The sequence below is a fragment of the Pseudomonas fragi genome (assembly GCF_025426255.1).
Classification (GTDB): domain Bacteria; phylum Pseudomonadota; class Gammaproteobacteria; order Pseudomonadales; family Pseudomonadaceae; genus Aquipseudomonas; species Aquipseudomonas kulmbachensis.
This window is the reverse complement of the sequence record NZ_CP104861.1, coordinates 4611518-4632500: the sequence shown is the minus strand read 5'-3', so window position 1 is coordinate 4632500 and position 20983 is coordinate 4611518. Positions and strand designations below refer to the sequence as shown.

Here is a 20983-nt window from a genome sequence, read left to right as displayed (position 1 = left end):
AGTCGAGTCGGCCTGCGCGGAAGATTTAACGGGGCTCAAACCATACACCGAAGCTACGGGTATCACTTAGGTGATGCGGTAGAGGAGCGTTCTGTAAGCCTGTGAAGGTGAGTTGAGAAGCTTGCTGGAGGTATCAGAAGTGCGAATGCTGACATGAGTAACGATAATGGGTGTGAAAAACACCCACGCCGAAAGACCAAGGTTTCCTGCGCAACGTTAATCGACGCAGGGTTAGTCGGTCCCTAAGGCGAGGCTGAAAAGCGTAGTCGATGGAAAACAGGTTAATATTCCTGTACTTCTGGTTATTGCGATGGAGGGACGGAGAAGGCTAGGCCAGCTTGGCGTTGGTTGTCCAAGTTTAAGGTGGTAGGCTGGAATCTTAGGTAAATCCGGGATTCTAAGGCCGAGAGCTGATGACGAGTTAACTTTTAGTTAACGAAGTGGTTGATGCCATGCTTCCAAGAAAAGCTTCTAAGCTTCAGGTAACCAGGAACCGTACCCCAAACCGACACAGGTGGTTGGGTAGAGAATACCAAGGCGCTTGAGAGAACTCGGGTGAAGGAACTAGGCAAAATGGCACCGTAACTTCGGGAGAAGGTGCGCCGGTGAGGGTGAAGCATTTACTGCGTAAGCCCACGCCGGTCGAAGATACCAGGCCGCTGCGACTGTTTATTAAAAACACAGCACTCTGCAAACACGAAAGTGGACGTATAGGGTGTGACGCCTGCCCGGTGCCGGAAGGTTAATTGATGGGGTTAGCTAACGCGAAGCTCTTGATCGAAGCCCCGGTAAACGGCGGCCGTAACTATAACGGTCCTAAGGTAGCGAAATTCCTTGTCGGGTAAGTTCCGACCTGCACGAATGGCGTAACGATGGCGGCGCTGTCTCCACCCGAGACTCAGTGAAATTGAAATCGCTGTGAAGATGCAGTGTATCCGCGGCTAGACGGAAAGACCCCGTGAACCTTTACTATAGCTTTGCACTGGACTTTGAATTTGCTTGTGTAGGATAGGTGGGAGGCTTTGAAGTGTGGACGCCAGTCTGCATGGAGCCAACCTTGAAATACCACCCTGGCAACTTTGAGGTTCTAACTCAGGTCCGTTATCCGGATCGAGGACAGTGTATGGTGGGTAGTTTGACTGGGGCGGTCTCCTCCTAAAGAGTAACGGAGGAGTACGAAGGTGCGCTCAGACCGGTCGGAAATCGGTCGTAGAGTATAAAGGCAAAAGCGCGCTTGACTGCGAGACAGACACGTCGAGCAGGTACGAAAGTAGGTCTTAGTGATCCGGTGGTTCTGTATGGAAGGGCCATCGCTCAACGGATAAAAGGTACTCCGGGGATAACAGGCTGATACCGCCCAAGAGTTCATATCGACGGCGGTGTTTGGCACCTCGATGTCGGCTCATCACATCCTGGGGCTGAAGCCGGTCCCAAGGGTATGGCTGTTCGCCATTTAAAGTGGTACGCGAGCTGGGTTTAGAACGTCGTGAGACAGTTCGGTCCCTATCTGCCGTGGACGTTTGAGATTTGAGAGGGGCTGCTCCTAGTACGAGAGGACCGGAGTGGACGAACCTCTGGTGTTCCGGTTGTCACGCCAGTGGCATTGCCGGGTAGCTATGTTCGGGAAAGATAACCGCTGAAAGCATCTAAGCGGGAAACTTGCCTCAAGATGAGATCTCACTGGAACCTTGAGTTCCCTAAAGGGCCGTCGAAGACTACGACGTTGATAGGTTGGGTGTGTAAGCGCTGTGAGGCGTTGAGCTAACCAATACTAATTGCCCGTGAGGCTTGACCATATAACACCCAAGCAATTTGCGCCCTTGAATACAAGAGCCTGCAAGTTGCGGTGTGTGAAGACGATACAAACCGAAAGTTTGCGACTCACAAAACACCACTCTATTACATACCCATTCGCTGGAGCGTAAGCCGAAAGGCAAACGACCTGGCTACAGAATTTCTTGACGACCATAGAGCATTGGAACCACCTGATCCCATCCCGAACTCAGTAGTGAAACGATGCATCGCCGATGGTAGTGTGGGGTTTCCCCATGTGAGAGTAGGTCATCGTCAAGATTAAATTCCAAAATCCCTGTCTGCTCACGCAGTCGGGGATTTTGTTTTTGTATAAGTACAAGCTTTGTAAAAAGCGTGTGCTGTTAACCAGGCCATTTGCCTGGCTAACAAGTAGATTGAACGTAGCAGGAAATAAGGTGTTGACAGCAGCGTGTAACGCTGTAGAATTCGCCTCCCGCTAACGAGAGATCGAAAGCGCAAGTGGTTGATGTTACAAAGGAAACTTTGAAAACATCTTAAAATAACCGCTTGACAGCAACAGAGGCTGCTGTAGAATGCGCGCCTCGGTTCAGCGAAAGCTAACCAACCGCTCTTTAACAACTGAATCAAGCAATTCGTGTGGGTGCTTGTGGAGTCAGACTGATAGTCAACAAGATTATCAGCATCACAAGTTACTCCGCGAGAAATCAAAGATGTAACCAACGATTGCTGAGCCAAGTTTAGGGTTTCTTAAAAACCCAAAGATGTTTGAACTGAAGAGTTTGATCATGGCTCAGATTGAACGCTGGCGGCAGGCCTAACACATGCAAGTCGAGCGGTAGAGAGAAGCTTGCTTCTCTTGAGAGCGGCGGACGGGTGAGTAATACCTAGGAATCTGCCTGATAGTGGGGGATAACGTTCGGAAACGGACGCTAATACCGCATACGTCCTACGGGAGAAAGCAGGGGACCTTCGGGCCTTGCGCTATCAGATGAGCCTAGGTCGGATTAGCTAGTTGGTGAGGTAATGGCTCACCAAGGCTACGATCCGTAACTGGTCTGAGAGGATGATCAGTCACACTGGAACTGAGACACGGTCCAGACTCCTACGGGAGGCAGCAGTGGGGAATATTGGACAATGGGCGAAAGCCTGATCCAGCCATGCCGCGTGTGTGAAGAAGGTCTTCGGATTGTAAAGCACTTTAAGTTGGGAGGAAGGGCAGTTACCTAATACGTGACTGTCTTGACGTTACCGACAGAATAAGCACCGGCTAACTCTGTGCCAGCAGCCGCGGTAATACAGAGGGTGCAAGCGTTAATCGGAATTACTGGGCGTAAAGCGCGCGTAGGTGGTTTGTTAAGTTGAATGTGAAATCCCCGGGCTCAACCTGGGAACTGCATCCAAAACTGGCAAGCTAGAGTATGGTAGAGGGTAGTGGAATTTCCTGTGTAGCGGTGAAATGCGTAGATATAGGAAGGAACACCAGTGGCGAAGGCGACTACCTGGACTGATACTGACACTGAGGTGCGAAAGCGTGGGGAGCAAACAGGATTAGATACCCTGGTAGTCCACGCCGTAAACGATGTCAACTAGCCGTTGGGAGTCTTGAACTCTTAGTGGCGCAGCTAACGCATTAAGTTGACCGCCTGGGGAGTACGGCCGCAAGGTTAAAACTCAAATGAATTGACGGGGGCCCGCACAAGCGGTGGAGCATGTGGTTTAATTCGAAGCAACGCGAAGAACCTTACCAGGCCTTGACATCCAATGAACTTTCTAGAGATAGATTGGTGCCTTCGGGAACATTGAGACAGGTGCTGCATGGCTGTCGTCAGCTCGTGTCGTGAGATGTTGGGTTAAGTCCCGTAACGAGCGCAACCCTTGTCCTTAGTTACCAGCACGTAATGGTGGGCACTCTAAGGAGACTGCCGGTGACAAACCGGAGGAAGGTGGGGATGACGTCAAGTCATCATGGCCCTTACGGCCTGGGCTACACACGTGCTACAATGGTCGGTACAAAGGGTTGCCAAGCCGCGAGGTGGAGCTAATCCCATAAAACCGATCGTAGTCCGGATCGCAGTCTGCAACTCGACTGCGTGAAGTCGGAATCGCTAGTAATCGTGAATCAGAATGTCACGGTGAATACGTTCCCGGGCCTTGTACACACCGCCCGTCACACCATGGGAGTGGGTTGCACCAGAAGTAGCTAGTCTAACCTTCGGGAGGACGGTTACCACGGTGTGATTCATGACTGGGGTGAAGTCGTAACAAGGTAGCCGTAGGGGAACCTGCGGCTGGATCACCTCCTTAATCGACGACATCAGCTGCTCCGTAAGTTCCCACACGAATTGCTTGATTCATTGAAGAAGACGATAGAAGTAGATCAAAATTGGGTCTGTAGCTCAGTTGGTTAGAGCGCACCCCTGATAAGGGTGAGGTCGGCAGTTCGAATCTGCCCAGACCCACCAATTTTGTTTGGAAATTACCTGTAGAAATATGGGGCCATAGCTCAGCTGGGAGAGCGCCTGCCTTGCACGCAGGAGGTCAACGGTTCGATCCCGTTTGGCTCCACCATTACTGCTTCTGTATCGCAAAGCTTAGAAATGAACATTTTCTCGAAAGAGAGTGAATGTTGATTTCTGATCTTTTGATTAGATCGTTCTTTAAAAATTTGGGTATGTAATAGAAAGTTAGACTGGATAACACTTTCACTGGTGTTTATTCAGGCTAAGGTAAAATTTGTGAAGTTCTTAATTGAACATGCGAATTTTCGGCGAATGTCGTCTTCATAGTATAACCAGATTGCTTGGGGTTATATGGTCAAGTGAAGAAGCGCATACGGTGGATGCCTTGGCAGTCAGAGGCGATGAAAGACGTGGTAGCCTGCGAAAAGCTTCGGGGAGTCGGCAAACAGACTTTGATCCGGAGATGTCTGAATGGGGGAACCCACCTAACATAAGTTAGGTATCTTAAGCTGAATACATAGGCTTAAGAAGCGAACCAGGGGAACTGAAACATCTAAGTACCCTGAGGAAAAGAAATCAACCGAGATTCCCTTAGTAGTGGCGAGCGAACGGGGACCAGCCCTTAAGCTGTATTGATGTTAGCGGAACGCTCTGGAAAGTGCGGCCATAGTGGGTGATAGCCCTGTACGCGAAAACATCTTTGCAGTGAAATCGAGTAGGACGGAGCACGAGAAACTTTGTCTGAATATGGGGGGACCATCCTCCAAGGCTAAATACTACTGACTGACCGATAGTGAACTAGTACCGTGAGGGAAAGGCGAAAAGAACCCCGGAGAGGGGAGTGAAATAGATCCTGAAACCGTATGCGTACAAGCAGTGGGAGCCTACTTTGTTGGGTGACTGCGTACCTTTTGTATAATGGGTCAGCGACTTATTTTCAGTGGCAAGCTTAACCGAATAGGGGAGGCGTAGCGAAAGCGAGTCTTAATAGGGCGTCTAGTCGCTGGGAATAGACCCGAAACCGGGCGATCTATCCATGGGCAGGTTGAAGGTTGGGTAACACTAACTGGAGGACCGAACCGACTACCGTTGAAAAGTTAGCGGATGACCTGTGGATCGGAGTGAAAGGCTAATCAAGCTCGGAGATAGCTGGTTCTCCTCGAAAGCTATTTAGGTAGCGCCTCATGTATCACTGTAGGGGGTAGAGCACTGTTTCGGCTAGGGGGTCATCCCGACTTACCAAACCGATGCAAACTCCGAATACCTACAAGTGCCGAGCATGGGAGACACACGGCGGGTGCTAACGTCCGTCGTGAAAAGGGAAACAACCCAGACCGTCAGCTAAGGTCCCAAAGTTATGGTTAAGTGGGAAACGATGTGGGAAGGCTTAGACAGCTAGGAGGTTGGCTTAGAAGCAGCCACCCTTTAAAGAAAGCGTAATAGCTCACTAGTCGAGTCGGCCTGCGCGGAAGATTTAACGGGGCTCAAACCATACACCGAAGCTACGGGTATCACTTAGGTGATGCGGTAGAGGAGCGTTCTGTAAGCCTGTGAAGGTGAGTTGAGAAGCTTGCTGGAGGTATCAGAAGTGCGAATGCTGACATGAGTAACGATAATGGGTGTGAAAAACACCCACGCCGAAAGACCAAGGTTTCCTGCGCAACGTTAATCGACGCAGGGTTAGTCGGTCCCTAAGGCGAGGCTGAAAAGCGTAGTCGATGGAAAACAGGTTAATATTCCTGTACTTCTGGTTATTGCGATGGAGGGACGGAGAAGGCTAGGCCAGCTTGGCGTTGGTTGTCCAAGTTTAAGGTGGTAGGCTGGAATCTTAGGTAAATCCGGGATTCTAAGGCCGAGAGCTGATGACGAGTTAACTTTTAGTTAACGAAGTGGTTGATGCCATGCTTCCAAGAAAAGCTTCTAAGCTTCAGGTAACCAGGAACCGTACCCCAAACCGACACAGGTGGTTGGGTAGAGAATACCAAGGCGCTTGAGAGAACTCGGGTGAAGGAACTAGGCAAAATGGCACCGTAACTTCGGGAGAAGGTGCGCCGGTGAGGGTGAAGCATTTACTGCGTAAGCCCACGCCGGTCGAAGATACCAGGCCGCTGCGACTGTTTATTAAAAACACAGCACTCTGCAAACACGAAAGTGGACGTATAGGGTGTGACGCCTGCCCGGTGCCGGAAGGTTAATTGATGGGGTTAGCTAACGCGAAGCTCTTGATCGAAGCCCCGGTAAACGGCGGCCGTAACTATAACGGTCCTAAGGTAGCGAAATTCCTTGTCGGGTAAGTTCCGACCTGCACGAATGGCGTAACGATGGCGGCGCTGTCTCCACCCGAGACTCAGTGAAATTGAAATCGCTGTGAAGATGCAGTGTATCCGCGGCTAGACGGAAAGACCCCGTGAACCTTTACTATAGCTTTGCACTGGACTTTGAATTTGCTTGTGTAGGATAGGTGGGAGGCTTTGAAGTGTGGACGCCAGTCTGCATGGAGCCAACCTTGAAATACCACCCTGGCAACTTTGAGGTTCTAACTCAGGTCCGTTATCCGGATCGAGGACAGTGTATGGTGGGTAGTTTGACTGGGGCGGTCTCCTCCTAAAGAGTAACGGAGGAGTACGAAGGTGCGCTCAGACCGGTCGGAAATCGGTCGTAGAGTATAAAGGCAAAAGCGCGCTTGACTGCGAGACAGACACGTCGAGCAGGTACGAAAGTAGGTCTTAGTGATCCGGTGGTTCTGTATGGAAGGGCCATCGCTCAACGGATAAAAGGTACTCCGGGGATAACAGGCTGATACCGCCCAAGAGTTCATATCGACGGCGGTGTTTGGCACCTCGATGTCGGCTCATCACATCCTGGGGCTGAAGCCGGTCCCAAGGGTATGGCTGTTCGCCATTTAAAGTGGTACGCGAGCTGGGTTTAGAACGTCGTGAGACAGTTCGGTCCCTATCTGCCGTGGACGTTTGAGATTTGAGAGGGGCTGCTCCTAGTACGAGAGGACCGGAGTGGACGAACCTCTGGTGTTCCGGTTGTCACGCCAGTGGCATTGCCGGGTAGCTATGTTCGGGAAAGATAACCGCTGAAAGCATCTAAGCGGGAAACTTGCCTCAAGATGAGATCTCACTGGAACCTTGAGTTCCCTAAAGGGCCGTCGAAGACTACGACGTTGATAGGTTGGGTGTGTAAGCGCTGTGAGGCGTTGAGCTAACCAATACTAATTGCCCGTGAGGCTTGACCATATAACACCCAAGCAATTTGCGCCCTTGAATACAAGAGCCTGCAAGTTGCGGTGTGTGAAGACGATACAAACCGAAAGTTTGCGATTCACAAAACACCCCTCTATTACATACCCATTCGCTGGAGCGTAAGCCGAAAGGCAAACGACCTGGCTACCGAATTTCTTGACGACCATAGAGCATTGGAACCACCTGATCCCATCCCGAACTCAGTAGTGAAACGATGCATCGCCGATGGTAGTGTGGGGTTTCCCCATGTGAGAGTAGGTCATCGTCAAGATTAAATTCCAAACCCCCTGTCTGCTCACGCAGACAGGGGGTTTGTTTTTGTGCCGAGAAAAGTTGCAGGCAACCTGCATCAGCATCCCCCTAAGCCCAAGCACTCTGCCTTGCAGCTTGAACTCCACCAATCTTGCCGAGCAATGTTAAGGTTCGCCTTTGGATTTTGCCTTCTCCTAAGGATGCCGTCATGCCGGTTGCTACGTCCCTCAATGCGGGTTTTATGGTGGTTCACGGTAACCGCCTCGATGAGTTACGCAGCCTGGTCGTCAGTTGGATGCGCCGCTATCCCCTGGCGCCTTTGGAGAACGAAATTGCTCTGGTGCAGAGTAATGGCATTGCCCAATGGTTGAAGCTGGCCCTGGCTGAAGACGCTAGGGACGATGACCTCGGTGGCTGCGGTATCGCCGCAGCAGTGGACGTGCAACTGCCAGGCAGCTTTTTGTGGCAGCTTTACCGACTTGTATTAGGCAGCGAAGAAATCCCCGCCAAGTCCTTGCTCGATAAAGCCCCGCTGACTTGGCGCCTGATGCGCCTGCTTCCGGCCCTTATCGATCAGCCGCACTTCGAGCCGCTGCAGCGCTTCCTGACTCACGACACCGATTTGCGCAAACGCTATCAACTGTCAGAGCGCCTGGCTGACCTGTTCGACCAATATCAGGTCTATCGCGCCGACTGGCTGGAAGACTGGGCTGCTGGCCGTCTTCAACTGCGCAACGCACGAGGCGAAAGCCCGGCCTTGAGCCCGGCTAACTGTTGGCAAGCAGAGCTGTGGCGAGCGCTATTGCTCGATGTCGGTGAAGAGGGCATGTCCCAGAGCCGGGCCGGGGTTCACCAGCGGTTTATGGACAAGATCAGCAGCCTTGAGCAAGCCCCGCCCGGTTTACCTGCGCGGGTGATCGTCTTCGGTATCTCTTCATTGCCCGCTCAGGCACTCGAAGCACTGGCTGGACTCGCGCGGTTCAGCCAAGTGCTGCTCTGTGTGCATAACCCATGTCGTCATCATTGGTCTGACATCGTTGCCGACAAAGATCTGCTGCGCCATCAGTACAAACGTCAGGCCCGCAAAAGCGGAATGCCTACAGCGCTTGATCTGGACACCCTGCATCAACATGCGCACCCATTGCTCGCCGCCTGGGGCAAGCAAGGTCGCGACTATATCAACCTGCTCGACAGCTACGACGATCCCAACAGCTACCGTGCTGCCTTTCGTGATGGCCGCATCGATCTGTTCAGCGAAGTCGAACCACTCAACCTGCTCAACCAGTTGCAGGACGACATTCTTGAACTGCGGCCACTCAACGAAACCCGCGAGTTGTGGCCCGCAATTGATTTGGAAAAAGATCGCTCAATCCGCTTCCACATTGCTCACAGCGCACAACGGGAAGTCGAGATCCTCCACGACCAGCTACTTGCACGATTTAGCGAAAACCCTCAATTGCAGCCACGCGATGTGATTGTGATGGTGCCGGATGTCGACAGTTACGCGCCGCATATCCGTGCCGTGTTCGGGCAGATCGAGCGTGATGATCGGCGCTTTATCCCCTTCACCTTGGCCGACCAGGGCCAGCGTGGCCGTGATCCGTTGCTGATTGCTCTCGAGCATCTGCTCAAGCTGCCCGACAGTCGATTCCCCGTCAGTGAAATTCTCGACTTGCTCGATGTTCCTTCGCTGCGGGCCCGCTTCAACGTGCAAGAGCGCGACCTGCCAACCCTGCATCGCTGGATCGAAGGTGCGGGGATTCGGTGGGGCTTGAATGCCGCGCAGCGCGCCGGCCTTGGCTTACCGCAACAACTGGAGCAAAACAGTTGGCGTTTCGGCCTGCGCCGCATGCTGCTTGGCTATGCCGTAGGCAGTGGCGAAGCCTGCGATGGCATAGAGCCTTACGATGAAATAGGCGGTCTGGATGCAGTGCTGATCGGCCCGCTTGTGGCTTTGCTCGATGCGCTGGAAATCGCCCATCAGGAGCTTTCGCAACCTGCGCTGCCGCAGCAATGGGGCGAGCGGCTGCAAGCGCTGGTGCAGCTGTTTTTCCAGGCCGAAACTGAACACGATGACTATTTGCTGGCCCAGCTTGAAGAGCTGCGTGAGACCTGGCTCGAAACCTGTGAGCTGGTTGGTTTGCAAGACGAGTTACCACTGACGGTAGTACGCGAGGCTTGGTTAACCGGACTGGACCAAGGCAAATTGTCACAACGCTTTCTGGCCGGGGCGGTCAATTTCTGCACCTTGATGCCGATGCGTGCGATCCCCTTCAAACTTGTCTGCCTGCTGGGCATGAACGATGGCGACTACCCGCGTGCACAACCGCCGCTGGACTTCGATTTAATGGGCAGCGACTACCGCCCTGGGGACCGTTCCCGCCGCGAAGATGACCGATACCTGCTTCTCGAAGCACTACTCTCCGCACGCGAGCAGCTCTATATCAGCTGGGTTGGGCGCAGTATTCGCGACAACAGCGAACGCCCGGCCTGCGTCCTGATCGGCCAGCTGCGTGACCACCTCGCCAGTGGCTGGCAACTGCAAGGGGGCGGTGACCTGCTCGCGGCCATGACCCAAGAGCATCCGCTGCAACCCTTCAGTACCCGCTACTTTCATGAGGGCAATAGCAACCTGTTCAGCTATGCCCGCGAATGGCAGCGACTGCACGCGCCACAGCCGGAGCCCGTTCAACCCGGCACGCTGGCAGCACACGAACAGGAAGAGCCGCTAAATCTGACGCAGTTGCAGGATTTTCTGCGCAACCCGGTGCGCCACTTCTTCAGTCAGCGCTTGAAAGTCTTCTTTGAAGCAGCCGAAGTGCCTCTGGCCGATGAAGAACCTTTCGTACTCGATGCACTGCAGCGCTACACCTTGAGCGACAGCCTGCTCGAAGCTGCACTGGCGCAGCCCGACGAGATTGAACACGCCTTGTATACCCGCGCCCAGCGTCTGCAAGGTAGTGGCTTGTTGCCTATGGCCGGGTTTGGTGAATGCCTGCAACACGAACTGATCGAACCCTTGCCGGATGTACTACAGCGCTATCAGCAGCTGTTGGCTCTTTGGCCTACACCGCTAAATAGCGCGTTGCCTGTCAGCTTTGAGGATCAAGGTCTGACACTGGAAGGTTGGCTCGGTAACCTGCACCAGCGCAGCGACAAGGGCCTACTGTCCGTTACCACCATTCCTAATAGCATCGGTGCGATTAAAACCCGCAAGTGGCACCGGTTAACCCGGCCTTGGGTAAACCATCTGGCGGCCTGCGCCAGTGGCCTGCCGATGTCCACTGCTCTGGTAGCCAGCGATGACACCCTGCTGCTTGACCCTCTGGACCCCAAGCAGGCCGGTGAAATACTCGGCAACTTGCTGGTAGCCTGGAAAGTCGGCATGAGCCACCCGCTGCCAATCGCCGTGAAAACCGCCTTCGCATGGCTCGCACAGACAGACCCGGCGAAGGCTGACGCGGCGGCACAAAAAGCCTACGAAGGTGATGGTCAAACCAGCGACGGCGAACGCCGCGAAAGCGCGGCTCTGGCCCGCCAGTTCCCTGACTATGTGGCTTTGATGGCTGCTGGAACATTTGAGGAGTGGTGCGATGCCCTCTATCGACCACTTTTTGATGCGCCTTGGCGCTCATTAAACAGCGAGGCGTCACGCTAATGAGCGAGCAAACATTACCGCTGGCCTTGGCCTTTCCCCTACGTGGCAGCCAACTGATTGAAGCCAGCGCCGGCACCGGCAAAACCTTCACCATCTCGGCGCTATACCTGCGTTTGATCCTGGGGCATGGCGGTGAGGGGTCAGGCTTTGGTCGTGAGTTATTGCCGCCGCAAATTCTCGTTGTGACCTTTACCGATGCGGCTACCAAAGAGCTGCGCGATCGCATCCGCACTCGATTGGCAGAAGCCGCGCGGTTCTTTCGTGGCGAGATCGAAGCCCCGGATGCCCTGGTCGAGCAACTGCGTGAGCAGTTTGCTCCCGAGCAGTGGGCCGCTTGCGCAGGACGCCTCGATATCGCGGCCCAGTGGATGGACGAGGCGGCGGTTTCGACCATCCACAGTTGGTGTCAGCGGATGTTGCGTGAGCATGCCTTCGACAGCGGCAGCCTGTTTACCCAGACCCTGGAAACCGACCACAGCGACTTACTGGGTGAAGTGCTGCGCGATTACTGGCGACTGTTCTGCTACCCCATGCACGGCGACGCGTTGAACTGGGTGCGCGCCAACTGGAGTGGCCCGGCCGCCTTGTTGCCGCGCGTGCGTGCACTGTTTGGCAGCTCGCGCTCGCCCGCCAGCACAGAGCAGACCCCAGCGCACATGATCGAAGCCTGCTTGCAAGAGCGCCGTGAGGCGCTATCACAGCTCAAAACGCCATGGCTGCAATGGGCACAGGAATTACGCGATATCTGCCTTCAGGGTGTGGCTAGTAAAGCGGTCGACGGTCGCAAGATGCAGGCTCGCTATTTCGAGCCATGGTTTGAAAAACTCAGTGCCTGGGCGGCCGATGACGCTCAGGAGCAGCTTGATCTCGGCACCGGTTTCACCCGCCTGACCCCCGATGGCATGGCTGAAGCCTGGAAAGGCGCGCCGCCGCAGCATCCGGGGCTGGATGCCATGCATGGCCTCAAGGCCGCGCTAGATGCCTTGCCGACCCCGGATGCGGCAGTTCTGCAACATGCCGCGAATTGGGTAAGCGTGCGTTTCGAGGAAGAAAAACGCCGCCGTGCCGAAATGGGTTTTGACGACATGTTGCTGCGCCTCGACGCGGCATTGCAGGCAGAAGGCGGCGAGCGCCTGGCGACCCTGATTCGTGAGCAGTTCCCGGTGGCACTGATCGACGAGTTTCAGGACACCGACCCCGTGCAGTACCGCATCTTCGAGACCATCTACCGGATTGAAGACAACAGCCCCGACACCGGCCTGTTCCTGATCGGCGACCCGAAACAGGCGATCTATGCCTTTCGCGGAGCCGATATCTACACCTACTTGCGTGCACGCCAGGCTACCCATGGCCGGCTGCACACACTGGGCACCAACTTTCGCTCCAGTCACGCCATGGTCCAGGCGGTAAACCACGTGTTTGAGCGGGCCGAACAGCGCGATACCGGCCGAGGCGCGTTTCTGTTTCGCGAAGGCACTGAAAACCCTGTGCCCTTTGTGTCGGTTAAATCCCAGGGGCGCAAAGAAGTCCTGCAACTGGATGGCCACCCTGTCAGTGCATTGACGCTTTGGCAGTTGCCCTCCGAGCAACCCGTATCGGGCCTCATCTATCGTCAACAACTGGCGGCAGCCTGTGCCAGCCAGATCGTCGAGCTGCTCAATGGCGGCCAGCAAGGGCGCTGCGGTTTTGCCAAGGAGGGCGAAACACTGCGCGGCGTATTGCCTGCGGATATAGCCATTCTGGTGCGTGACGGCAAGGAAGCGCAGGCAGTGCGGCGAGAATTGTCGACTCGTGGCGTACGTAGCGTTTACCTGTCGGATAAGGACTCGGTCTACGCTGCGCAGGAAGCACACGATGTACTGGCCTGGCTCAAGGCCTGTGCCGAACCGGACGTCGAACGCCCGCTGCGTGCTGCGCTAGCCTGCATCACCCTGGATCTGCCGCTGATTGAACTGGAGCGTTTGAACCAGGATGAATTGGCCTGGGAGCAGCGCGTGATGCAGTTCCGCGGCTACCGCGAAACCTGGCGCAAGCAAGGGGTGCTCGCCATGCTGCGCCGTTTGCTGCACGACTTTGAATTGCCCCAAGCCCTGATTGCCCGGCCTGACGGCGAGCGTGTCTTGACCAACGTGCTGCACCTGTCCGAACTGTTGCAACAGGCCGCTGCCGAACTGGACGGCGAACAGGCGCTGATCCGCCATCTGGCCGAGCATCTGGCCTTGTCCGGGCAGGCAGGTGAAGAGCAAATCCTGCGCCTTGAAAGTGACGAGCAACTGGTCAAGGTGGTGACTATCCACAAATCCAAGGGGCTGGAATACCCATTGGTGTTCTTGCCGTTTATCTGCTCGACCAAACCTGTGGATGGTAGCCGTTTGCCGCTGCATTACCACGACGTGGCGGGCAACGCCCAAGTGAGCTTGAAGCCGACCCCAGAGCTGATTGCCCAAGCCGATGACGAGCGTCTGGCCGAAGACTTGCGCCTGCTTTATGTGGCCCTGACCCGCGCCCAGCACGCTTGTTGGCTCGGTGTTGCGGACCTTAAGCGCGGCAATAACAATCGCTCGGTTTTGCACCTCTCGGCCTTGGGCTATTTGCTGGGCGGCGGGGCGATGTTGGCCGAATCCGTTGGATTGCAGAGCTGGTTGGCAGATGTGCAGCAAGACTGCGCCGCCATACAGTGCGAACCCGTGCCAGCCGCTTGCGAGGCGCATTTTTATCCACCGCTCAATCAGGCCACTTTGCTTGAGCCGCTGATCCCGAGCCGCCGCGCCGCAGAAAACTGGTGGATTGCTTCCTACAGCGCACTGCGTATCGGTGACAGCCTCAGCCCCGTCGAAGCACCTGAAAGTGCCTTGGCACAAAAGCTCTCGGATGATGAGCGACTCGATCCTGATGCGCCGCGCGATGTGTTACTCAGTGGCGGCGATATACACCGCTTCCCTCGTGGGCCAAACCCCGGAACCTTCCTTCACGGCCTGCTTGAATGGGCTGGCACTGAAGGATTCAAGGCTGACCCACTGTCGATACAGGACGCCGTGGCGCGGCGCTGTAACCGGCGCGGCTGGCAAGGCTGGATCGAGACCCTGAGCGATTGGTTGCAACATCTGCAAGATGAACCCTTGCGTCTGAATAATGGCCAACCGGCTGTGGTACTCAGTGAGTTGAGCCAGTACCAGATCGAGATGGAGTTTTGGTTTGCCAGCCATAAGGTCGATGTTGTGCAACTGGATACGCTGGTGCGCCAGCACACCCACGGCGGTGCACCGCGTGCCGGGGCCGAGCCGAGTTTGCTTAATGGCATGTTCAAGGGTTTTATCGACCTGACCTTCGAACATCAGGGGCGTTATTACGTTGCGGACTACAAATCCAACTGGCTGGGCGCTGACGATTCGGCTTACACCGAACAAGCAATGACCACCTCGATTCTGGACAACCGCTATGACCTGCAATACGTCTTGTACCTGCTGGCCTTGCACCGCCAACTGAAGGCCCGACTGCCCGACTATGACTACGACCAGCACATGGGAGGCGCGCTGTATCTGTTTTTGCGTGGCACCCGATCCCAGGGGCAGGGTGTGTATTTCACCCGGCCACCGAGAGTCTTGATCGAAAGCCTGGACCTTATGTTCCAGGGCAAACCTGTGCCGAAAACAGCTGAACCGGCGTGGGAACAGGGAGTGTTGTTATGAGCCGTTCGTTTGCCGAGTTATTGCCCACACCGTTGACGGCCGAGAGCCTTGCCCTGCTGCAGCCCTTGGGCCGTGCCGATGACCTGCTGTTGTTGCTGGAGCGCTGGGTCGAGCGCGGCTGGTTGCGCGCACTGGATAAAGCCTTCGTTGCGTTCTTGCATGAGCGCGACCCGCAAGGCGACCCCCTGGTGCTGTTGGCAGCGGCCTTGACCAGTCATCAGCTGGGCCACGGCCATGTGTGTCTGGATCTGTTCGAAACCCTTAAAGAGCCCGACTTCGCACTGTCCTTGCCACCCGAAGGCGATGTACAAACCGGCGCCATGCTGCTGCCCTCGCAACTGCTTGAGGCGCTGGATGGCGATGCCTGGTGCAAGGCCCTGCAAGCCAGCCCTTTGGTTGAGTACGCTGGCCAGTCGTCAGCGGATGCGGCCAGTCGGCCATTGGTACTGAGTGAGCGCCGTCTGTATTTGCGTCGTTACTGGAGTTATGAGCGCCGAATCGACTGCGCTTTGCGTCAGCGTCTGGCGATAACTGAAGTGACCCCCGATGACTTGCCCGCACGGCTGAACGGCTTGTTCGGCAGCCCGGCATTGAATGCGCCGATTGACTGGCAAAAACTCGCCTGTGCCTTGGCCACCCGGGGGGCTTTCAGCATCGTCACCGGTGGCCCCGGCACCGGTAAAACCACCACAGTGGTGCGTTTGCTGGCTTTGCTACAGGCCCCAGCGGTAGAGGCAGGCGCACCCTTGCGCATTCGTCTTGCCGCGCCGACCGGTAAAGCGGCCGCCCGCCTGACCGAGTCGATCAGCCTGCAAGTCAAATCGCTGGAAGTGGACGACAAGGTTCGGCAAAAAATCCCCAGCGACGTGACTACCGTTCACCGCCTGCTCGGCAGCCGCCCCGGCACGCGGCACTTCCGCCATCACGCGGGCAATCGCTTGCCGCTGGATGTACTGGTAGTCGACGAAGCATCGATGATCGATCTGGAAATGATGGCCAACTTGCTCGATGCCCTGCCTGCGCATGCGCGGTTGGTGCTGCTGGGCGACAAGGACCAGCTGGCGTCGGTTGAAGCCGGCGCCGTGCTGGGGGATTTGTGTCGCGATGCCGAAGCGGGCTGGTATACCCCGCAAACCCGTGCCTGGCTGGAGCAGGTCAGCGGCGAAAACCTCGGTGCCAGCGAGTTGCAGCAAGACCTCGACGGTACTCACCCACTGGCGCAGCAAGTGGTCATGCTGCGCCATTCGCGGCGTTTCGGTGAAGGCAGCGGCATTGGCCAGCTGTCGCGTCTGGTCAACCGGCAGCAGCCCCTTGAAGCGCGAGCCTTGCTGGCGGCGGGCAGCCATGCCGACCTCTTTGCCTTGCCCCTCAAGGGCGAGCAAGACCGCGGATTTGAACGTCTGGCACTGGAAGGGCGCGGTGAGCAGGCCAAAGGCTATCGGCATTACCTTGAGGTGTTGCGCGAGCAGCGCCCCGACGCCGAAACCGGGCTTGAAGACCCTTGCTGGGCGGCTTGGGCGGGCAACGTATTGCAAGCATTCGAGGCGTTCCAGGTGCTCTGCGCCGTACGCAAAGGGCCTTGGGGGGTCGAGGGCTTGAATGCGCGCATCACCCAGGCCTTGTTTGCCCGCAAGCTGATTGACAGCGATCAGCACTGGTATGAAGGCCGCCCGGTGTTGATGACCCGCAACGATTACGGCCTGGGCCTGATGAATGGCGATATTGGCATTGCCCTCAGACTTCCCGAGCGCGACGGCCAGGCCCAGCGTCACGTGCTGCGTGTGGCTTTCGCGCGTAACGACGGGCAGGGTGGCATTCGTTTTGTGCTGCCGAGTCGGCTTAATGATGTGGAAACGGTCTACGCCATGACCGTACACAAATCTCAGGGCTCGGAGTTCTCCCACACTGCGCTGGTGCTCCCCGAGGCGCTCAACCCGGTATTGACCAAAGAGCTGATTTACACCGGCATTACCCGGGCCAAAGACTGGTTCAGTCTGGTCGAGCCACGTGCGGGAGTTTTTGAAGAGGCCGTACAGCGCAAGGTCAAACGCTTGAGCGGACTAATGCTGGGGCTGGGCTAACCACCCCCTGTGGGAGCGAGCTTGCTCGCGATGAGATCGCTGCGGTTCGTCAGGGAAACCGAGTCGCTTGAATCGCGAGCAAGCCCGCTCCTACAGGTAATTGGTACGCCTGGGCAGTGCGCAATGTGACCTGGATCACAGTTCATGTGGATGTCGTGCTATCGTTGCGACATTATTCCTACAAAGATTACAGAGAAATCCCGCATGGAAGTGGCTGTCTCTTCCGCAGAACAGCATTTTGGACGGCGGCAGCTGTGGCTATCCCTTTGTCTGTTACTGCTGAGCACTCCCTGCCTGGCGCAACCTGAAGCGTCCATCAACCCGGCTGATCAACGTGCCAAGGCCGTGACCCAAGTGGTCCTTGGCATCCTCAGTTATGCGCGCTGGCCTACCGAACCGGTTCAACTGCAGCTCTGCGTTATCGGCCCCACCGAGTACACCGATGACTTGCTCAAAGGCGCGACCCAATCCAGCGGCAGGCCGGTACAGGTGCGTCGTGTATTGGTGAGCGACCCCAGCATTGTCACCGATTGCAATGCGGTCTACCTGGGCAAGTTAAGCAGTGACGAGCGTAATCAGCTATTTACCAGCCTGAATGCCAAAGCCGTGTTGAGCATCAGTGAAGACGGTGATCAATGCACCGTTGGCAGCCTGTTTTGCCTTCACGTTAGCGATGATCAAGTGTCGTTTGAGGTCAACCTCGATTCTGTCGCCCGTAGCGGCGTGCGCATTCATCCCAGCGTGTTGCAGCTGTCACGCCGTCGGGCGGCTCAGCCTTGAGCCTGTCTAATACGGTTAAAGGTCGGCGCAGGCTGCGCTCGGTGTTGCGTCGTGGGCACTTGGGGGTGGCGCTGGTGGCGGTAACGCTTGCCAGCGCCTCCATGACCCTGCTGGGCGTGCTGGCACTCAAGGTCTACGCCGACCACAACCTGCATCTGATTGCCCGCTCCATCAATTACACCGTGGAAGCCGCCGTGGTATTTGATGACAGTGCGGCTGCAGCCGAAGCGCTGGCCCTGATTGCGTCCACCGAAGCGGTCGCCGAAGCTCGGGTCTATACGGCTGATGGTGAATTGCTGGCGCAATGGCAGCGCCCCGAGACGGGCCTGCTCTCGAGGGTTGAAATGCTATTGGCCGATGGTTTGCTGGAGCAGCCGCTTACCCTGCCGATTTTGCATCAGGGCCAGGAGGTCGGACTGATGACGGTTCGCGGGCATGGCGCCAACATGTTGCGTTTTCTACTCAGTGGCCTGTTCGGCGTTCTGGTGTGTACCGCGCTCAGTGCCTGGAGTGCCGTATACCTGTCGCGTCGGCTGCTAAGCGGTATCACCGGACCTTTGCAGCAACTGGCTGAAGTGGCTCACGCCGCGCGTAGTGAGCGAGCGTTCGATCGTCGCGTGCCGCCTGCGCATATTGCTGAACTGGACAGCTTGGGCAATGACTTTAATGCCTTGCTCGATGAGCTGGAGTCCTGGCAAAGCCATCTGCAAAATGAAAATCAGACCCTCGCGCATCAGGCCAGCCATGACTCACTGACCAATCTGCCTAACCGCGCCTACTTTGAAACGCGGCTGACGCGCACCCTGCGCTCCTTGAACAAAATCACCGAGAAGGCGGCGGTGCTGTTTCTCGACAGCGATCGTTTCAAGGACATCAACGATACTTATGGTCACGCTGCGGGAGACGCGGTGCTGGTCGCCGTGGCCACACGGATTCGTGCCCAACTGCGCGAAGGCGACGTAGTGGCGCGTCTGGGTGGCGACGAATTTGCGATTTTGCTCTCACCGTTACACCGAGTCGAAGACGCACAGCGCATCGCAGACAAGATCATCGACAGCATGCTTGAGACGATTCAACTGCCAGGGCAAATCAGCGTCGTGACCTCGCTCAGTATCGGAATCGCCGTTTACCCCGAACATGGCGCAACTCCGGGTTCGCTGCTCTGTGCAGCCGACTCGGCGATGTACCAAGCAAAGCGTCTCGCCAGAGGCGGACAACATGTTGCGGAGTTGGAGTACCCCGCAACCCCGTAATTATCAGGAGCTACCCCCACCATGTTTGGATTGACCCGGCGTTATTTGCAGTTGTTCAGCGTTGCCCTGTTGTTGCTCACCTTGTCGTTAAGCGGTTGCCAGACCCCACCGCCCAAAGGCCTGACTCCGGCGCAGATTGCGGTCCTGAAGCAGCAGGGCTTTGAATTGACCGAGGAAGGCTGGGCATTTGGCCTCTCGGGCAAAGTATTGTTTGGCAGCGATCTTGAAGTGCTCAACGTGCAAAGCCAGGAAATTGTTGAGCGCATCGGCACCGCCTTGCTCGGTGCCGATATCCAGCGCGTGCGGGTCGACGGCCATACCGATTCCTCGGGCAAGGAGTCCTATAACGAACAACTGTCCGTGCGTCGTGCCAACAGCGTGGTCAAGGCCCTGACCAAAGTCGGCATGCGCCCGGAGAACATTCAGATCCGTGGGTTGGGTAGCCGCGAGCCGGTAGCCAGCAACAATACCCGCGCCGGGCGCACTGAAAACCGCCGTGTGTCGATTGTGGTGATTGCGGAATAAAGGCTGTTACTACCGCCCTGTGGGAGCGGGCTCAGTAGCCGCTGAAGAGCGTAGCGAGGCTGCGATGGGCTGCGCAGCGGCCCCGGATCGAAGGCCCTTCGGTCCTTATCGCAGCCTACGGCAGCGGCTACAGAGATACTTCAAGCCTGCTCGCTCCCACTGAGGGCTTGATCTGGGACAGAGTATCTACAAAGGCAACATTCAATCCGCGAACTTCATTCCACGGGTTTCCCCCAGCAACAACGGCGCATTCAGCTCCGTCACTTCGCGGATGTAATCCCACAACAGGGTGATCCGCTTGAGCTTGCGCAGGTCTTCGCGGCAATACATCCAGAATTGGCGTGTCAGGTTGACCTCGTTGGGCAGAACCGGCAGCAAACGCGGATCCTGGGCGGCCAGAAAGCACGGCAGAATAGCCAGCGAACGACCTTGCTGCGCGGCCACGAACTGCGCAATGACGCTAGTACTGCGCAGGTTGGCGCTGGCGCCTGGTAGCACATTGGCCAGGTACAGCAGCTCGGAGCTGAACGCCAGATCGTCCACATAACTGATAAACGTATGCTCCGACAAATCTGCCGTGCTGCGGATCGGTGGATGCTGGTCCAGATATTCCTGGGTGGCGAACAGTTGCAAACGGTAGTCGCACAGCTTGCAGCACACATAAGGCCCGTGTTCCGGGCGCTCCAGCGCAATGACGATATCGGCCTCGCGCTTGGACAAGCTGATGAAGTGCGGCAGTGGCAGGATATCCACCGAAATCGCCGGGTAGGCGTCCACAAAATGGCTGAGCTGCGGGGTGATAAAAAAGCTCCCGAAACCTTCGGTGCAACCCATGCGCACATGCCCCGACAACGCCACGCCAGACCCTGACACTTGCTCGCAGGCCATGTGCAGCGTGCTTTCGATCGACTCTGCATAACCCAGCAAGCGCTGGCCTTCATTGGTCAGGGTAAAGCCATTGGTACGCGATTTTTCGAACAGCAAAGTACCGAGCGCAGCTTCCAGTGAGCTGATCCGCCGTGACACGGTGGTGTAGTCCACCGCCAACCGTTTGGCGGCGCTGCTGGCTTTGCGGGTGCGGGCCACCTCCAGAAAAAACTTCAGGTCATCCCAGTTCAGTGCGCTTAACGATGTGATGTTTTTTTGCATGTTAGACCGGCTTTTATGTGCGTTCTTATTAGAAGAACGCACACCTATACTCCAAAAACAGTCCTGCGACCAATTGGACGCCCGTACTCACAAAAATAATTTCGGAGACT

7 protein-coding genes, 2 tRNA genes and 5 rRNA genes (1 of these 14 only partly in view) are annotated in these 20983 nt (G+C 56.2%); 13 read left to right on the top strand and 1 reads right to left on the bottom strand.

Annotation, left to right across the window (positions count from 1 at the left end):
- The 13 genes from N7D90_RS21405 to N7D90_RS21345 all read left to right on the top strand — a co-directional run.
- A 23S ribosomal RNA gene (locus N7D90_RS21405) occupies window positions 1-1796 on the top strand (it extends 1096 nt beyond the left edge of the window).
- A 161-nt stretch (window positions 1797-1957) separates the two neighbouring features.
- Window positions 1958-2073 (top strand): 5S ribosomal RNA (gene rrf / locus N7D90_RS21400).
- A gap of 470 nt (window positions 2074-2543) precedes the next feature.
- A 16S ribosomal RNA gene (locus tag N7D90_RS21395) occupies window positions 2544-4080 on the top strand.
- 81 nt (window positions 4081-4161) lie between these two features.
- A tRNA-Ile gene (locus N7D90_RS21390) sits at window positions 4162-4238 on the top strand.
- A gap of 30 nt (window positions 4239-4268) precedes the next feature.
- Window positions 4269-4344: transfer RNA gene (locus N7D90_RS21385), tRNA-Ala, on the top strand.
- Window positions 4345-4588: 244 nt separating this feature from the next.
- A 23S ribosomal RNA gene (locus tag N7D90_RS21380) occupies window positions 4589-7480 on the top strand.
- Window positions 7481-7641: 161 nt separating this feature from the next.
- Window positions 7642-7757, top strand: a 5S ribosomal RNA gene (gene rrf, locus N7D90_RS21375).
- Together the 16S, 23S and 5S rRNA genes with 2 tRNA genes alongside form the textbook arrangement of a ribosomal RNA operon.
- A 189-nt stretch (window positions 7758-7946) precedes the next feature.
- Window positions 7947-11396, top strand: a complete 3450-nt coding sequence (gene recC / locus N7D90_RS21370; protein WP_261739845.1) for an exodeoxyribonuclease V subunit gamma — start codon at window positions 7947-7949, stop codon at window positions 11394-11396.
- Entirely contained in the window at window positions 11396-15085 is a 3690-nt protein-coding gene (gene recB / locus N7D90_RS21365) for an exodeoxyribonuclease V subunit beta (protein ID WP_261739844.1), read from the top strand. The genes recC and recB overlap by 1 nt, the downstream gene beginning before the upstream one ends.
- Window positions 15082-17166 carry an exodeoxyribonuclease V subunit alpha gene (gene recD, locus N7D90_RS21360; RefSeq protein WP_261739843.1) on the top strand — a complete coding sequence of 695 codons (2085 nt, stop codon included), beginning with the start codon at window positions 15082-15084 and terminating at the stop codon, window positions 17164-17166. The genes recB and recD overlap by 4 nt, the downstream gene beginning before the upstream one ends.
- Window positions 17167-17370: 204 nt before the next feature.
- Window positions 17371-17946: a YfiR family protein gene (locus N7D90_RS21355; RefSeq protein WP_261739842.1), complete on the top strand. Its 576-nt coding sequence runs from the start codon at window positions 17371-17373 to the stop codon at window positions 17944-17946.
- Window positions 17943-19199 (top strand): diguanylate cyclase domain-containing protein, encoded by a 1257-nt coding sequence (locus N7D90_RS21350; protein WP_261739841.1) that lies wholly within the window; start codon window positions 17943-17945, stop codon window positions 19197-19199. Before N7D90_RS21355 ends, N7D90_RS21350 begins: the two co-directional genes overlap by 4 nt.
- Window positions 19200-19220: 21 nt before the next feature.
- The gene (locus tag N7D90_RS21345; RefSeq protein WP_261739840.1) at window positions 19221-19724 is read left to right on the top strand and encodes an OmpA family protein; all 504 of its coding nucleotides are present in this window, start codon (window positions 19221-19223) and stop codon (window positions 19722-19724) included.
- A 201-nt stretch (window positions 19725-19925) separates the two neighbouring features.
- Here N7D90_RS21345 and N7D90_RS21340 read toward each other — a convergent pair whose 3' ends face one another.
- On the bottom strand, window positions 19926-20873 hold the full coding sequence (locus N7D90_RS21340) for a LysR family transcriptional regulator (RefSeq protein ID WP_261739839.1): 948 nt from the start codon (window positions 20871-20873) through the stop codon (window positions 19926-19928).
- Between the last annotated feature and the right edge of the window lie 110 nt (window positions 20874-20983).

Bases quoted from the DNA above. Each gene is read 5' to 3' on its own strand.
- N7D90_RS21340 (WP_261739839.1), bottom strand. From the start codon at position 20,873: ATGCAAAAAAACATCACATCGTTAAGCGCACTGAACTGGGATGACCTG.
- N7D90_RS21355 (WP_261739842.1), top strand. From the start codon at position 17,371: ATGGAAGTGGCTGTCTCTTCCGCAGAACAGCATTTTGGACGGCGGCAG.
- recB (WP_261739844.1), top strand. From the start codon at position 11,396: ATGAGCGAGCAAACATTACCGCTGGCCTTGGCCTTTCCCCTACGTGGC.
- N7D90_RS21345 (WP_261739840.1), top strand. From the start codon at position 19,221: ATGTTTGGATTGACCCGGCGTTATTTGCAGTTGTTCAGCGTTGCCCTG.
- recC (WP_261739845.1), top strand. From the start codon at position 7,947: ATGCCGGTTGCTACGTCCCTCAATGCGGGTTTTATGGTGGTTCACGGT.
- recD (WP_261739843.1), top strand. From the start codon at position 15,082: ATGAGCCGTTCGTTTGCCGAGTTATTGCCCACACCGTTGACGGCCGAG.